The 15216-nt window shown below is 54.9% G+C and carries 14 protein-coding genes; 6 read left to right on the forward strand and 8 right to left on the reverse strand.

Annotated elements, in window-relative coordinates:
• Nucleotides 1-95: 95 nt before the first annotated feature.
• The 3 genes from HBA26_RS13130 to HBA26_RS13140 all read right to left on the reverse strand — a co-directional run bounded on the left by HBA26_RS13130 (nucleotide 96) and on the right by HBA26_RS13140 (nucleotide 2778).
• The gene (locus HBA26_RS13130; protein WP_028012993.1) at nucleotides 96-575 is read right to left on the reverse strand and encodes an Rrf2 family transcriptional regulator; all 480 of its coding nucleotides are present in this window, start codon (nucleotides 573-575) and stop codon (nucleotides 96-98) included.
• 137 nt (nucleotides 576-712) lie between these two features.
• The gene (locus HBA26_RS13135) at nucleotides 713-2101 is read right to left on the reverse strand and encodes an ATP-binding protein (protein WP_126346038.1); all 1389 of its coding nucleotides are present in this window, start codon (nucleotides 2099-2101) and stop codon (nucleotides 713-715) included.
• Nucleotides 2101-2778, reverse strand: coding sequence for a response regulator (locus HBA26_RS13140; protein ID WP_126346039.1), 678 nt, complete (start codon nucleotides 2776-2778; stop codon nucleotides 2101-2103). Before HBA26_RS13140 ends, HBA26_RS13135 begins: the two co-directional genes overlap by 1 nt.
• 203 nt (nucleotides 2779-2981) lie before the next feature.
• On the opposite strand from HBA26_RS13140, the gene HBA26_RS13145 reads away from it, so the two are divergent.
• Nucleotides 2982-3818 carry a MipA/OmpV family protein gene (locus HBA26_RS13145; RefSeq protein ID WP_048956351.1) on the forward strand — a complete coding sequence of 279 codons (837 nt, stop codon included), beginning with the start codon at nucleotides 2982-2984 and terminating at the stop codon, nucleotides 3816-3818.
• A gap of 233 nt (nucleotides 3819-4051) precedes the next feature.
• Nucleotides 4052-5782, forward strand: coding sequence for a SulP family inorganic anion transporter (locus HBA26_RS13150; protein ID WP_048999440.1), 1731 nt, complete (start codon nucleotides 4052-4054; stop codon nucleotides 5780-5782).
• Nucleotides 5783-5817: 35 nt separating this feature from the next.
• Here HBA26_RS13150 and dmsD read toward each other — a convergent pair whose 3' ends face one another.
• From dmsD to HBA26_RS13165, 3 genes are all read right to left on the reverse strand, one after another.
• Complete coding sequence (gene dmsD / locus HBA26_RS13155) at nucleotides 5818-6432, reverse strand: Tat proofreading chaperone DmsD (RefSeq protein WP_028012998.1); 615 nt, start codon at nucleotides 6430-6432, stop codon at nucleotides 5818-5820.
• Between the two features lie 92 nt (nucleotides 6433-6524).
• A complete protein-coding gene (gene ynfE, locus HBA26_RS13160) occupies nucleotides 6525-8963 on the reverse strand; it encodes a selenate/tellurate reductase subunit YnfE (protein WP_126346040.1) in 2439 nt (812 codons plus the stop codon).
• 131 nt (nucleotides 8964-9094) lie between these two features.
• Nucleotides 9095-9388, reverse strand: coding sequence for a DUF1161 domain-containing protein (locus HBA26_RS13165; RefSeq protein WP_028013000.1), 294 nt, complete (start codon nucleotides 9386-9388; stop codon nucleotides 9095-9097).
• Between the two features lie 105 nt (nucleotides 9389-9493).
• On the opposite strand from HBA26_RS13165, the gene HBA26_RS13170 reads away from it, so the two are divergent.
• The gene (locus tag HBA26_RS13170; RefSeq protein ID WP_028013001.1) at nucleotides 9494-10204 is read left to right on the forward strand and encodes a YnfC family lipoprotein; all 711 of its coding nucleotides are present in this window, start codon (nucleotides 9494-9496) and stop codon (nucleotides 10202-10204) included.
• Nucleotides 10205-10221: 17 nt separating this feature from the next.
• Here the strand turns inward: HBA26_RS13170 and speG are convergent, their stop codons facing one another.
• Together speG and HBA26_RS13180 are read right to left on the reverse strand one after the other, a co-directional pair.
• The gene (gene speG, locus HBA26_RS13175; RefSeq protein WP_041910220.1) at nucleotides 10222-10782 is read right to left on the reverse strand and encodes a spermidine N1-acetyltransferase; all 561 of its coding nucleotides are present in this window, start codon (nucleotides 10780-10782) and stop codon (nucleotides 10222-10224) included.
• On the reverse strand, nucleotides 10782-11120 hold the full coding sequence (locus HBA26_RS13180; protein WP_008502414.1) for a DUF1283 family protein: 339 nt from the start codon (nucleotides 11118-11120) through the stop codon (nucleotides 10782-10784). Before HBA26_RS13180 ends, speG begins: the two co-directional genes overlap by 1 nt.
• Nucleotides 11121-11417: 297 nt before the next feature.
• On the opposite strand from HBA26_RS13180, the gene manD reads away from it, so the two are divergent.
• From manD to HBA26_RS13195, 3 genes are all read left to right on the forward strand, one after another.
• Nucleotides 11418-12632, forward strand: coding sequence for a D-mannonate dehydratase ManD (manD, locus tag HBA26_RS13185; RefSeq protein WP_028013004.1), 1215 nt, complete (start codon nucleotides 11418-11420; stop codon nucleotides 12630-12632).
• Between the two features lie 14 nt (nucleotides 12633-12646).
• Entirely contained in the window at nucleotides 12647-13666 is a 1020-nt protein-coding gene (locus tag HBA26_RS13190) for a Zn-dependent oxidoreductase (RefSeq protein ID WP_045631620.1), read from the forward strand.
• A gap of 72 nt (nucleotides 13667-13738) precedes the next feature.
• Nucleotides 13739-15106, forward strand: a complete 1368-nt coding sequence (locus HBA26_RS13195; RefSeq protein ID WP_063437310.1) for an MFS transporter — start codon at nucleotides 13739-13741, stop codon at nucleotides 15104-15106.
• The last annotated feature ends 110 nt before the right edge of the window (nucleotides 15107-15216 follow it).

The raw sequence follows: 15216 nt of genomic DNA on the forward strand, positions 1-15216 counted from the left end.
TCCGTCGTCGGCAGCGTCAGATGTGTATAAGAGACAGATATCGCAGATAACAAAAAAACCGCACTCACTATGAGGGCGGTTTTTTTTTGCGTAAATTACTGGGCTTTTTTGTACTGGGCAATCAGTTCAGGTAAAGGATCGCACCCGCTGGTATCGGCTTTTTTGACCTCGTCCAGCGCGCTTGCCACGGTGTGGCGCGCTAATACCGCGAGCGAGGCCTGCTCTGCTTCTTCGGAAATAGATTTGAAGTACCAGCATGCGTTCGCGCTGACCACGCAGCGGGCCGGCACGTCCGGGCGCGACGCCCAGAGTTTTTTATCTTCGGTGACTGAAAGGTAGATATCGCGCAGGGTAATCTCTTCCGGCGGACGTCCAAGATGAATTGAGCCGTTGCGGCCAAGCGTTGAGACGATAATGCCGTCACGCGTGAGTGGAACCATCAATTTGCGGATAAAGCTCGGGTTGGCTTCCAGGCCGTAGGCCAGAATCGCACTCGTCGAACGTTCACCTAGTTGCTCCGCCATCGCTACGCTGAGAACCATCTGCAAAGCTGTCGGGAAGCGGTAATCTAACATTTTTCTTTCCTGGGTTGCGGTGAATCTTGTTCTTTTTGGCACCGCAGAGGTGAATAAGCAATAAACAACAATATAACAAATACAGTAATTTTTTTGAAGCAATCTGCGGCATTTGCGATCAAACACCCTGTTCCGGTTTAGCTATACGTGCGGTTCGGGAAGTCAACCTTCACCAGGAGGCCACCTTCTGCGGAAGTACTCAGGTTTACGCTGCAGCCGTGCTGCTGTGCAACGGCTTTGACAATGGCAAGCCCCAGTCCGCTCCCGCTTTGCAGCTGATTGGGGTCGCGGAAAAACCGGTCGAATACGCGCTCGCGCAATTCAACCGGGATACCCGGCCCCCGATCGGAGACGCGTAGCTGGGCTGAATTATCTGCTGAGCGTACCTCTACCTGAATCCGCCCGCCCTCAGGACTGTACTTCACGGCGTTTTCAATGAGATTGTCTATAAGCGACATCAGACGCTCCCTGACGCCAGCGATCCAAATCTCATCCTCAGCAAAGAATTCCAGCTCAATCTTGCGCCCGGACGCTAGCGGCTCCAGCGCAGCCATTCGCTCTTGTATGAGCGAGGTTAGCGGCACGGGCTCCATCGCGGTGTCAATGCGCGCTTCACTGTGCATCATCAGCAGCAGCTGGTTGACGAGACGGGCCGCCCGGCTATTGCTGCGCACAATCCCTGCAAGCAGCTGCCGCTGGCTCTCGCTGCTCACCCAGGACTGCAGCGCCTCCACGTTGATGCGCATCGCGGCCAGCGGCGTACGCAGTTCGTGCGCGGCGTCCGCAATGAAAACCCGTTCGCGTTCAGCGCTTTCCCGCACTCTGGCAAGAAAGTCATTAATCGCGTCCACCATCTGGCGGAGTTCCTTATGCCTGGGAACAGCCTTTAAAGGGGAGAGATCGTCAGGCGAACGTAATGAGATCTCATTAACCACCTTGCTCCAGGGGCGCATCGCAATGCGGATTGACAGCCACGCAGGAAACAGAAGAAAAGGAATGCATACCAGCAGCGGCATAATGTAGTAGCCCCGCGAGTTCAGGTAGATAAAGAAGTTCCAGCTTCCGGCAGGGGTGAAAAGGGTAACCTCCACGTTGGAGTGGGGGGATTTAAGCGTGCGGCTCGTCCAGGCGTGACCTTCACTCTGAACGCGCTGCATTTCGCCCAGTCTGGTGTTTTTTACCCCCGTAGGTGCACCATCAGAAGAGAAAATAACCTCGTTGTTTTTGCGAACGATCAGATTAATCGACAGCTCCGGATCTTCACCGCCGCCATAGCCTTCCCGCAACGCTTTGCTGAATGCTTCCAGGACATCATTACGATCCTGCGGGCGCTCGTCACTGAGATCAACCAGAGTAAAAATGGTTTCGTAAGTCTTACTTCCCGTGAGTATCGGAGGGCTACGCAGGTCTTCCAATAAAATAAAGGTTAAAAAAAGACACCACAGCAGGGTAAGTAGCAGCATCTGGGCGATGATAATTCGCCGTACCAGCGTTGGGCGCCTCAGTTGGTGCCAGACATTTCGCATTAATCTGTCACCTTCTGGATAGCGACGGTATCAATGACATACCCGACGCCCCGCACCGTTCGTACATAGCCGTCACCAATTTTTCGCCGCAAATTCCCCATATGCACGTCGAGCGCATTGCTGAGATTTTCCTTCGCGCCAAATATCCTCTCTTCCAGGAACCGCCGCGTGGTCACCCGGTCAGCGCGCAGCATCAACGTTTCAAGCAGCGCATATTCACTGGCCGTCAACTCAACGTGACGCGCGTTCACCGTTACGCGACGCGTCGGGATATGAAGCGATAAGCTCCTGATTTCTATCGCTTCATTTTCAAAACCGTAGCTGCGTCGCGCAAGGGCTCTGACTCGCGCCAGCAGTTCGGCGAGAACGAAGGGTTTGACAAGATAGTCGTCTGCGCCAGCATCCAGCCCGCACAGGCGATCCTGCAGGGTGCCTCGCGCCGTCAGGATAATGACGGGGATCCCCTTAAGCTGCTGGCGCAAACGCGTCATCAGGCTCATGCCGTCGCCGTCGGGCAGCCCCAGGTCGAGCAGAATAAGTTCCGGCACGCCGACCTCAAGCTGATGCAGCGCATCCTCTTTACGGCGAACCCATATGACATCAAATCCTTGATCTGAAAGGGCGATACGTACGCCATTGCCGAGATCCAGGTCGTCTTCGATTAGTAAGATTTTCACATTGGTAACTGTATCAACAGTGAATGAAGAACAACTTAAGAAAAAAACGGTAGCAGGAAATCCGTTCGGTTGACAGCGCACGCACGCGCTTCAGCCTTTCTTCATTTTCGGCTCATAAGAACCTCAGGGTGAGTATTCAGAATGAGTGCTCTGGCGTGTAAACCGCTTGCATTGCAATCATTTGAATCCAAAGGACTTCTTCAATGAGTAACATCGAACTGCGTCATTCTTTCCCCTATTTACTTCCGAGCCGCAGACTGAAAAACATCGTGCCGGGCGTTATTCTGGCGTTACTGGCTACCCCGGTACTGGCGGCAGAGCAGAAACAGGGCAATGTCTTAACCCTGGGGGGAGGCGTTGACGTCGCGCCACGCTACTCGGGTTCGGATAAAAGCCGGGTCTCGGCAGCTCAGGTAGTAGATTATTCCATGGCAAATGGTTTCTTTATCAGCACCACGCGGGGTATCGGTTACGGAAACAACATTGGCAACCTGGATTACAACGCCGCAGTGAGCTACCGAACAGGCCGTAAAGATAAAGACGTGAGCAGTGATTCGATCAGCTCCGGCAGCGACTACCTGCGGGGGATGGGCGATATCAAAGGTTCCGCTATCGTGGTGCCGGGTCTGGGGTATAAGGTGACCGACTGGCTCAATCTGCAGCTGCAGGCTGAGATCCCGGTTTCTGAGAGAGACAACGGTGAGGCGGTGCATTTCGGCATTTCCAGCCCGCTCTACACATCGTCGAAAAATGCGGTGACGCTGGGGCTGACGGGCAGCTGGGGTTCCGGCAAGTACATGCAAACGTACTATGGGGTTAATGCTGCCCAGTCCGCCGCATCGGGATTTGCCCGACATGACGCCGGAGCGGGAATTTACGCCTGGTCGATGAACCTTGACTGGACCTACAGGCTCACCTCGCGCTGGAGCGTTCTCACCTCCGCGGGCGTAACGCAGCTGACGGGGGATGCGGGTGATAGCCCGATCGTGCAACGTAAAACGTCGCCAACGGGAAGCCTGAAGGTGACGTACAGTTTCTGATTGCGGGTTGCTTATAAATATGAGCGCGCAATAGCGACGAATTTGAGCCGCCCCGGAAAGATGATGGGGCGGTAGTTTTTAAATGATGTTTAACAGCAGTCAGAATAATGAGTTGACTGACGTTTTATTAAGAACTGAGAGGCATCGACCTGACTCCGGAGCATTTGGAAACCAGAACCTCACTGAGAAGTGTGCCAATATGACGTGGCTATCATCCCTGTCCGGAGAATAAAGTGCTCGGAAAATTATTGTTAAAGTACATGCCAGGGTTACAAAATTTGTTAGCCTACGATAAAAGCTGGCTAAAACATGATGTTAAAGCTGGATTATCCGTTGCGGCTGTAGCGCTACCCGTTGCTATTGCTTATGCTGAATTGGCGGGTGTTGGGGCAATAGTGGGGCTCTATTCCTGCGTTTTACCGATGATAGCTTATGCACTGTTTGGTTCTTCACGTCAGCTTATTGTTGGCCCTGATGCAACGACCTGCGCCGTGATTGCAGCCGTCGTGTTTCCTCTTTCTGCAGGCAATCCTGAACTGCACTGGCAACTGACGATCGTCATGACGTTGATGATGGGCGGGTGGTGCCTGCTTGCCAGTAAATTCCATCTGGGTGCACTTGCCGATCTCCTTTCTCATCCCATTCTTACAGGGTTGCTTAATGGCGTAGCCGTGACGATTATTGTCGGGCAATTAGGCAAGGTTTTGGGGATCAAGCTCGATGAAGCGCAGGTTATTGAGAAAATACTGGCCTTGCCAGGCCGACTTTTAGACAGCCATGTATTAACAATAGGGATATCACTTTTAACGTTAATTATTTTAATGGTTATCAAAACGTATCGCAGCCACTGGCCAGCACCTCTGATTGCCATTGTGATGACAACGATACTGGTATGGGGAACATCTGCGCAACAGTATGGTATTGCCACGATTGGGGGGGATGGCTTCCAGCCTGGTTTACCCGTCGTTAACTGGGGTGCGTTCCAGCCCGGTCCGATGCGAGAATTAGTGATCCCGGCGCTGAACCTGGCTTTAGTGAGTTTTGTCAGTCTGATGCTGACCGCTCGCAGTTTCGCCGCAAAAAATGGCTATGAAATTAATGCTGATGCAGAGTTCCGGGCACTGGGTATTGCGAACATTATGTCTGGGCTATCTCAGGGATTTGCCATCAGTGGAGCCGATTCCCGGACCGCGGTTAATGATTCCGTTGGGGGGAAAAGTCAGCTGGTTTCCATAGTCGCAGCCTTACTGATAGGTTTAGTGGTGGTATTTTTCACGCAGCCATTACAATTTATTCCGGTATCTGCATTAGGTATTGTTCTAATGTATGCATCGTGGTCATTAATTGATTTACGTGGTTTATGGAACCTGAGGCGAAGAAATAAACAGGCATTTCGCCTGGCCTTCTTTACGTTTGGCTGTGTTTTAATCATCGGTGTAATTCAGGGGATCGGCCTTGCGGTGTTGCTTGGCCTGTTACAGTTCCTGCGTACGGTATTTCGTCCCTCTGAGCACTTACTGGGGACTGACGAAAATGGAATGATCCACTCATTAGGGAATACAACCGATATTAAAATGGTCCCGGGCGTGCTGATGTATCGATTTAACTCACCGTTGACCTATTTTAATGTGGCTTATTTTAAACGTCGGGTATTGAACCTGGTTGATGGTGCAGCATTACAACCTAAATGGGTGGTTATTGATGCCGTGGCTTGCTTCACCTATTCAGATATCAGTGTCCTGGCAACCATTAATGAGTTAAAGCGTGACCTGAAAGCCCGACAGATTATGTTAATCCTTGCGGGCAGGAAAACGGAATTAACACGTTGGTTTAAAGAAAGTCGGCCAACGATGAATGATGATGACATGATTCTGGCGCCAGACCTCTATTTGGCACTCCGGTTCATTCAAAGCAAAGAGAGTGTGAGTGAATCAGGTGGTGATGCACAACCAAACCCTGGTTAAAGGCTTGCTCGCCACCCGCGGGCAAGCCATATCCCTTAGCGGTACAACGTCTTTTCCGCAACCGGAACAACCAACGCCGATCGCCAGTCCGCCAGCGTCAGCTGCGCAAGCCTGCCGAGCGCGATATAGAACGGATGCCCGGCATTGTCGACAAACACCGACAGAAAGCGAGTGCTCCACGGCAGCAGATGCCACGCCAGAAGCCGATCGCACTCCGACTCGCGGCCATTCTCGGCCAGCCATGCCGCCAGCAGCAGCAGGGTGCCGAAATGATCTTCCGGTTCATTTTGCTGCATCTGAAACGCGATATTGTTTTCCCGCATCCACTGGCGCAGCGCGAGAGTCGAATCGCCAAACAGCACGGATTCACGGTCCAGCCAGACGGAACCCCACGGCGGAGCGGGCAGGGCATAAGGACCAATAAACAGCCGTTGCCAGGCATCCGTCAGCGGCTCATCGGAAGATGAGGCAAAGGTTTCGGCAACGGGCAGCAGCGTTTCCGGCGGCAGGGGCCAGTCCTCTATCCATTCGCCAGCGGTAAGTGCCTGCACCAACGGGGCTGTCTGCTCGCTGTCAGGGGCGAAGTAAAATAGCGCGCCCAGTACGCGGGCGCTGAACGCGAACGAGTCACGGTGTGAGACGTCTTTCATTAAACCTTCCTTGCTCGCGCGGTTATGTCCGCGCGACGTGGTTAACCATTAATACAGACCAAAGCATAAACCAGGGTCATAGAATTCACCCCTTACACCTTCTCAATCTGCACCAGATTGGTGTGCTGCGGGTTGCCTTTTGCCAGCGGTGACGGGCGGTGCGTGGTCAGGGTGTTGATACACGAGCCGTGGTCGATACGATCGCCATTCATATTGGCATCGTGCCAGGCTCCCTGGCCCATGGCGCTTACGCCTGGCATGATGCGCGGCGTGACTTTGGCTTCTATTCTCACCTCACCGCGATCGTTAAAGACGCGCACCGTATCGCCGTTTTTAATGCCACGTTTCGCGGCATCAACGGGATTCAGCCAGACCTCCTGGCGGCAGGCCGCTTGCAGCACGTCGACGTTACCGTAGCTCGAGTGGGTGCGGGCTTTAAAATGGAAGCCAAACAGCTGCAGCGGGAACTGCGCGCGCTCGGGCGCATCCCAGCCGTCAAAGGTGGATGCATAGACGGGCAGCGGGCTGATGGTCTCATCTTTTGCCAGCTCCCAGGTCGCCGCAATATCCGCCAGCTTGCTGGAATAAATTTCAATCTTGCCTGAGGGCGTTTTAAGCGGGTTGGCTTCCGGGTTCTCGCGGAATTTTTTATAGGCCACAAAGTGTCCGTTCGGATCTTTGCGCTTATAGATGCCCATTTTTTTCAGCTCGTCATAGGACGGCAGCGTGGGATCTTTAGCGAGCATTTTGGCATACAGATACTGCAGCCACTCTTCCTGCGTTCGCCCTTCGGTAAATTTCTGATAGATATCCGGTCCGAGGCGTTTCGCCACTTCGCTCATGATCCAGTAGATAGGCTTGCGCTCAAACTTCGGCGCGGTCACGGGCTGGAGAAAAATCAGGTAACCCATGTTCCCGGCGTAATCGTTAGGGATAATGTCTTCCTGCTCGACGGTCATTAAATCTGGCAGCAGGATATCGGCGTATTTCGCCGATGAGGTCATAAAGTTGTCGATCACCACGATGGTTTCGCACTTGCTTTCGTCCTGCAGAATATCGTGGGTTTTATTGATATCGGAGTGCTGGTTAATAATGGTGTTGCCCGCATAGTTCCAGATGAACTTAATCGGCACGTCCAGCTTATCTTTACCGCGTACCCCGTCGCGCAGAGCGGTCATTTCCGGGCCGCGGGCGATGGCGTCCGTCCAGCTGAAGCAGGAAATTTGCGTTTTGACCGGGTTTTCCGGCAGCGGCATACGTTCGATAGTGATGGTGTAGGTCGACTCACGGGCGCCGCTGTTGCCGCCGTTGATCCCCACGTTGCCGGTCAGAATCGGCAGCATCGCGATGGCGCGGGAGGTCAGTTCACCGTTCGCCTGACGCTGTGGTCCCCAGCCCTGGCAGATATAGGCCGGCTTCGCGGATCCAATCTCGCGGGCCAGTTTAATGATGCGGTCTGCAGGAATGCCGGTGATGCGCGAGGCCCACTCCGGCGTTTTCGCCGTGTTGTCCTCACCCTGGCCGAGAATGTACGCTTTATAGTGACCATTCGCGGGGGCACCTTCCGGCAGCGTTTTTTCATCGTAGCCAACGCAGTATTTGTCCAGGAACGGCTGGTCAACCAGGTTTTCGTCGATCAATACCCAGGCAATCCCCGCCACCAGGGCGGCATCGGTACCCGGACGGATCGGGATCCACTCGTCTTCGCGTCCGGCTGCCGTATCGGTATAGCGCGGGTCGATGACAATCATGCGTGCGTTAGAACGCTCGCGGGCCTGCTCCAGATAGTAAGTAATCCCGCCGCCGCTCATGCGCGTTTCCGCCGGGTTATTGCCGAACATCACCACCAGTTTGGTATTTTCGATATCCGAGGTGCTGTTGCCGTCGTTGCTGCCGTAGGTATAAGGCATCGCGCAGGCGATTTGCGCCGTGCTGTAGGTGCCGTAGTGGCTCAGGAAACCGCCGTAGCAGTTCATCAGGCGCGCCACCAGCGAAGCGTAAGGGGAGGAGCGGGTGATATTGCCGCCGACAATCCCGGAGGAGTAATTAATATACACCGCTTCGTTGCCGTACTTGCTGACCACGTCTTTCAGGCTGGCGGTGATGGCGTTCAGCGCTTCGTCCCAGCTGATGCGCTCGAACTTGCCTTCACCCCGCTTACCCACGCGTTTCATCGGGTAGTTCAGACGGTCAGGGTGGTTGATGCGGCGGCGAATAGAGCGCCCGCGCAGGCAGGCCCGGACCTGGTGATTGCCGTAGATATCCTCACCGGTGTTATCCGTTTCGACCCAGTACACTTCGTCATCGCGGACGTGCAGACGCAGCGCACAGCGGCTGCCGCAGTTGACCGAACAGGCGCCCCAGACCACTTTATCTTCTGCCGGTTTCATTGCATTTTGTACCGCGGCTGCGGCGCTTTTCAGTCCAAAAGGCAACGAAATTCCGCCAGCGGCAAGCGCCAGAGAACCTATCGCCGTAGATTTCACGAGTGTTCGACGGCTAATCCCGCCGTGATGTTCGATATCGGACATGGCTCACCCCACCATTGTGATTACATATTATTTTTCCCGAAACGATAACCGGGCTAATGATGGGGTGAGTGTTACTTATTTGGAGGTATTAAATATTAATCCTTGTCAAATCAAAGGGGATTGACGGTGATTTACTGAGGTTCAGCCGGCGCATTATCCTGATTGCCGGACGCCGCCCCGCTGCCCGTACGGGTGTACAAAATTTTAAAGGTGTCGTTGGCACAGTGGCCCACCACCTGAGCGTCCGGCTGGTCAGCCTGATCGTTCGGCACAATGTTCAGCGTAAAACCTGACTCCGGCACGCCGTTGTTGATGATCTTCTGCTGAATGTCGCTTTTCACGCGCTCGCAGGAGTCCGGTGCCGCCAGCGCGGCCGTTGAGGCACTCATTAACAGCAGGGCGGTAATCCAGGGTAACCGTTTCATCTGTAGCTCCTTTTCTCTGTGTAGAGATTAATTTTAGCAGGCTTCGTGTAAACAACTGTATTTGCTAATATGATTGGGAATAATCTCTCTGTATTGGTAAAGAATGTGAAGAAATATGCAGCGATAACGCTCCTGGCAGCTACTCTCGCAGGGTGTGATAACAACTCCGCGCCGCTGTCGTTTACGCCCGAGATGGCGAGTTTTTCGAACGAATTTGATTTCGACCCTCTTCGCGGCCCGGTCAAGGATTTTACCCAGACGCTGTTCAACGAGAAGGGTGAAGTGTCCAAACGGGTCACCGGCACCGTGTCGGCGGAAGGGTGTTTCGATACGCTGGAGCTGCACGACCTGGAGGCTAACACGGGCGTAGCGCTGGTGCTGGATGCAAACTACTACATCGATGCAGAAACCCAGCAGCGTAAGGTGAAGCTGCAGGGCAAATGCCAGCTGGCCGAACTGCCGTCAGCCGGGGTGACGTGGGATACCGACGACAACGGCTTCGTGGTGGCCGCACATGGTAAAGAGATGGAGGTGAAGTACCGCTACGATGCGGATGGCTACCCGCTGGGCAAAACCACCGTCTCCGGGGATCAGCATTTATCGGTACAGTCGACGCCGTCTAAGGATCTGCGCAAAAGAATGGATTACTCGGCCGTGAGCCTGTTAAACGATAAGCCGCTGGGCAACGTGACGCAGAGCTGCGACTACGATCGCCACAATAACCCGGTGAGCTGCGATCTGACGATCACGGACGACAGCGTCAAACCCGCCGTTGAGCGCAAGTACACCATCAAAAACACGATTGAGTATTACTGAGAATGAAACCGCGCAGGCTACTGCGCGGTTGGTTTCAGCAGGCTGGCACCTGACGGCTTGTGACCGGCCAGATGCTGATGCTGGAAAATGCACATGCGGATGGTATTCCGGTATTCACCGTTGATAAAGAACTCATGAATCAGCTCGCCTTCTACCATAAAGCCCAGCTTGCGGTAGATATGGATCGCTTTTTCGTTCTCTTTATCCACGATCAGATAAAGCTTGTAGAGATTCAGTACGTTGAATCCGTAATCCATCGCCAGCTTCGCCGCCCGGGAGGCCAGGCCTTTCCCCTGGTGCTCCGGCGAAATAATGATCTGGAACTCCGCCCGGCGGTGAACATGGTTGATCTCAACCAGCTCCACCAGCCCGGCTTTGTCGCCTTCACACTCCACCACAAAACGACGCTCGCTCTGATCGTGAATGTGCTTGTCGTAAAGATCCGACAGCTCGACAAAGGCCTCGTACGGCTCTTCGAACCAGTAGCGCATCACGCTGGCGTTATTGTCGAGCTGGTGGACAAAGCGCAGGTCTTCACGCTCCAGCGGCCGGAGTTTTACGTCACAGGGCGCCGACATTATGGGGCTACCGTACGACCAGTGCGGCGATCCAGGCAGCGCAGGGTGTTCGGCTCCCAGTAGGCATTGACGTTCGCACTTTGCTGACACTTATCGCGTGCGTCAAAGGCGACATCTTCTTTGTCCCATTCTTTTTCAGCACGTTTGTTGACCTTCTGACGAAGGCTGCGGGTGTCATTCCATTGTTCTTTGTCCATCGCGGCGTTCTGGCGGCTTTGCGCGCTGTCACCAGACTCAATAATGAGCTTGCTGGTTTCCGCTGTCGCAGAGGCGGCAAAGGCGAACGATGACAGCGCCAGCAGGGCTGTCAGACAAAGGCGTTTGCTTAATGTAGTCATAGCGTTTCCTTTTAAATGGGTGCAGATGAGCAAGTTTCCCCGTTCAGATTCTACACCAAAGAGCAATAACGGCATACCCGCGACACGGGTATGGAAAAGTAAAAGATATCTTCAGGTACGCTGCCTAAATGAATCGTCACCTGAAGTGAAACAGGCACAAAATGATGGGTTTTAGGGGGACGAGCAGGCGACCGTTTTTGTGATCGTTAGCCGATTTTATGATCATCATACTTGTATGGTAGTTATATGAGTGGGTAAATTTCCGTCATCACAACGAACGATGTAAGGAAAGCAATTATGAAGATTGTCGCGGCTGACGTGTTTGTTACCTGCCCGGGGCGGAACTTTGTCACCCTTAAAATCACTACCGATGAAGGGATCGTTGGCCTCGGTGACGCCACGCTGAACGGGCGTGAGCTCTCCGTTGCTTCCTACCTGAAAGATCACCTCTGCCCGCAGCTGATTGGCCGCGACGCGCACCGTATCGAAGATATCTGGCAATTCTTCTATAAGGGCGCCTACTGGCGCCGCGGGCCGGTCACCATGTCGGCAATTTCCGCCGTGGATATGGCGCTCTGGGACATCAAAGCCAAAGCGGCCAATATGCCGCTCTATCAGCTGCTGGGCGGCGCATCCCGTGAGGGCGTAATGGTCTACTGCCACACCACCGGGCACACCATTGACGACGTGCTGGAAGATTACGCCCGCCATAAGGAGATGGGCTTTAAGGCGATCCGCGTCCAGTGCGGCGTGCCGGGTATGAAAACCACCTACGGCATGGCTAAAGGGAAGGGGTTGGCCTACGAGCCCGCCACCAAAGGCGACTGGCCGGAAGAGCAGCTCTGGTCCACCGAGAAATACCTCGATTTCACGCCAAAACTGTTTGACGCGGTGCGCAGTAAATTTGGCTTCAATGAGCATCTCCTGCATGACATGCACCACCGCCTGACGCCCATCGAAGCGGCGCGCTTCGGCAAGAGTATCGAAGCGTTCCGCATGTTCTGGATGGAAGACCCAACGCCTGCGGAAAACCAGGAGTGCTTCCGCCTGATCCGCCAGCATACCGTCACGCCAATTGCGGTGGGCGAGGTGTTCAACAGCATCTGGGACTGCAAGCAGCTTATCGAAGAGCAGCTTATCGACTATATCCGCACCACTATTACCCATGCGGGGGGGATTACCGGGATGCGCCGCATCGCGGACTTCGCGTCGCTCTATCAGGTGCGTACCGGCTCGCACGGCCCGTCCGATCTGTCGCCGATCTGCCACGCAGCCGCGCTGCATTTCGACCTGTGGGTGCCGAACTTCGGCGTGCAGGAATATATGGGATACTCCGAACAGATGCTGGAAGTCTTCCCGCACAGCTGGCGCTTTGATAACGGCTATATGCACCCGGGCGAGAAGCCGGGGCTGGGCATTGAGTTTGATGAAAAGCTGGCGGCGAAATACCCGTACGATCCGGCCTATCTGCCGGTAGCCCGTCTCGAAGACGGCACGCTGTGGAACTGGTAACCGAGGAGCGAACGATGAAAAGCGTAGTGATTCAACAGCCGAACCAGCTGGTGATTGAAGAGCGTCCGCGCCCGGAGCCAGGCGCAGGGGAAGTCCGCGTCAAAATCAAGCTGGCCGGGATCTGCGGGTCAGACAGCCACATCTACCGCGGGCATAATCCGTTTGCAAAATATCCGCGCGTGATTGGCCACGAGTTTTTTGGCACGATCGACGCCGTGGGCGAGGGCGTAGAACCGTCCCGGTTAGGGGAGCGCGTTTCGGTGGATCCGGTGATCAGCTGCGGGCACTGCTACCCGTGCTCCGTCGGCAAGCCTAACGTCTGCACCTCGCTGGTGGTGCTGGGCGTCCACCGCGACGGCGGATTCAGCGAATATGCCGCCGTGCCCGCTAAAAATGCCTGGCGCATCCCGGATGCGATCCCGGATAAACACGCCGTGATGGTTGAACCTTTCACCATTGCCGCCAACGTGACGGGGCAGGCTAGCCCTACCGAACAGGACGTTGCGCTGATCTACGGCGCAGGGCCGATGGGACTGGTCACCGTACAGGCGCTGAAGGGCGTCTACAACGTGAAGCAGGTTATCGTCGTCGACAGAATCAATGAGCGTCTGGCCATGGCCCAGCGCAGTGGCGCGGACTGGGTCTTTAATAACGGCGAAAAGTCGCTGCAGGCCGCGCTGGACGAAAAAGGCATCAAGCCGACGCTGATTATTGATGCCGCCTGTCATCCGTCGATTTTGCAGGAGGCGGTCACCCTGGCTTCCCCGGCGGCGCGCATCGTGCTGATGGGCTTCTCCAGCGAGCCGAGCCAGATAGTCCAGCAGGGGATTACTGGTAAAGAGCTGGCGATCTTCTCCTCGCGCCTCAATGCCAACAAATTCCCGGTCGTCATCGACTGGCTTGAAAAAGGGCTGATCGATCCGGAAAAACTGATCACCCATACCTTTGACTATCACCATGTAACAGACGCCATCGAACTGTTTGAAAAAGACCAGCGGCAGTGCTGCAAGGTTTTACTGACGTTCGGGCAATAACCCTACACGCGGTTAAGGGCCCGCGAAGACGGGCTCTCAGTGGTACGCATCTTACCTTTAGAGATAGCCATTATGACGCAAGCACAACCTCAAAGAACCACCTCAGATCTGGTGAAAGCCGCCGTTTCCGGCTGGCTGGGCACCGCGCTGGAGTTTATGGATTTCCAGCTCTACTCGCTGGGGGCGGCGCTGGTATTTCATGAAATCTTCTTCCCGGAACAGTCGGCCGCGATGGCGCTGATTCTGGCGATGGGAACCTACGGCGCGGGCTACATCGCGCGTATCGTCGGGGCCTTTATCTTCGGCAGAATGGGCGACAGCATTGGCCGTAAAAAGGTGCTGTTTATCACCATCACCATGATGGGGATCTGCACCACGCTGATTGGCGTGCTGCCGACCTACGCGCAGATCGGCATTTTTGCGCCCGTACTGCTGGTGACGCTGCGTATCATTCAGGGGCTGGGTGCCGGGGCGGAGATCTCCGGGGCCGGGACCATGCTGGCGGAGTACGCCCCAAAAGGGAAACGCGGCATCATCTCCTCGCTGGTGGCGATGGGGACTAACTGCGGGACGCTGAGCGCCACGGCGATCTGGGCCATTATGTTCTTCGCCCTCGATCGTGAACAGTTGCTCGCCTGGGGCTGGCGCGTGCCGTTCCTTGCCAGCGTCGTGGTGATGATCTTTGCCATCTGGCTGCGAATGAACCTCAAGGAGAGCCCGATCTTTGAGAAAGTAAACGATGCAGAAACAGTGCAGCCGGACACCTCGCTGGGTTCAATGGTGAAAAGTAAATCCTTCTGGCTGGCGACCGGCCTGCGCTTCGGTCAGGCGGGCAACTCCGGGCTGATCCAGACCTTCCTCGCGGGTTATCTGGTCCAGACGCTGCTGTTCGATAAAGCGATTCCCACCGACGCGCTGATGATAAGTTCTATTCTCGGGTTTATCTCCATCCCGCTGCTGGGCTGGCTTTCCGACAAAGTGGGGCGCAGGCTGCCGTACATTATCCTCAATATCTCCGCCATTATTCTGGCGTACCCGATGCTGTCGATTATCGTCGATAAGAGCTATGCGCCGGGGACAATCATGCTCTCGATCATCGTTATCCATAACTTCGCCGTGCTGGGGCTGTTTGCGCTGGAAAATATCACCATGGCGGAGATGTTTGGCTCGCGAAATCGCTTTACCCGTATGGCTATCTCCAAGGAGGCGGGCGGTCTGGTGGCGGTGGGCTTTGGCCCGGTACTGGCGGGGATTTTCTGCAATATGACGGGTTCCTGGTGGCCGATTGTAGCCATGCTGGTGGCCTATTCCGTGATTGGACTGGTTTCGGCGTTCCTGATGCCGGAAGTCCGCGACCGCGACCTCAGCGCGGCTGAAGATGCCGCCGAGGCCGCGCCGAAAGAGCGCGTGGGTTACGGCGCGGTCTCCACGCGACGCTAGCGGTTTACATCTTTCGTGACTTATCACACAACTTTTTGTTTATGTCACACCACCTGAGCAAAAGTTAATATAAATCAAAAACTCAAACGGCAGTATCAGTATGGTTGATG

Source organism: Enterobacter sp. 725m/11 (assembly GCF_011683705.1).
GTDB classification, from domain to species: Bacteria; Pseudomonadota; Gammaproteobacteria; order Enterobacterales; family Enterobacteriaceae; genus Enterobacter; species Enterobacter bugandensis.

Coding starts and splice junctions, on each gene's coding strand:
- HBA26_RS13130 (WP_028012993.1), bottom strand. CDS start 575: ATGTTAGATTACCGCTTCCCGACAGCTTTGCAGATGGTTCTCAGCGTA.
- HBA26_RS13135 (WP_126346038.1), bottom strand. CDS start 2,101: ATGCGAAATGTCTGGCACCAACTGAGGCGCCCAACGCTGGTACGGCGA.
- HBA26_RS13145 (WP_048956351.1), top strand. CDS start 2,982: ATGAGTAACATCGAACTGCGTCATTCTTTCCCCTATTTACTTCCGAGC.
- dmsD (WP_028012998.1), bottom strand. CDS start 6,432: ATGAAAGACGTCTCACACCGTGACTCGTTCGCGTTCAGCGCCCGCGTA.
- ynfE (WP_126346040.1), bottom strand. CDS start 8,963: ATGTCCGATATCGAACATCACGGCGGGATTAGCCGTCGAACACTCGTG.
- HBA26_RS13165 (WP_028013000.1), bottom strand. CDS start 9,388: ATGAAACGGTTACCCTGGATTACCGCCCTGCTGTTAATGAGTGCCTCA.
- speG (WP_041910220.1), bottom strand. CDS start 10,782: ATGTCGGCGCCCTGTGACGTAAAACTCCGGCCGCTGGAGCGTGAAGAC.
- HBA26_RS13180 (WP_008502414.1), bottom strand. CDS start 11,120: ATGACTACATTAAGCAAACGCCTTTGTCTGACAGCCCTGCTGGCGCTG.
- manD (WP_028013004.1), top strand. CDS start 11,418: ATGAAGATTGTCGCGGCTGACGTGTTTGTTACCTGCCCGGGGCGGAAC.
- HBA26_RS13190 (WP_045631620.1), top strand. CDS start 12,647: ATGAAAAGCGTAGTGATTCAACAGCCGAACCAGCTGGTGATTGAAGAG.
- HBA26_RS13195 (WP_063437310.1), top strand. CDS start 13,739: ATGACGCAAGCACAACCTCAAAGAACCACCTCAGATCTGGTGAAAGCC.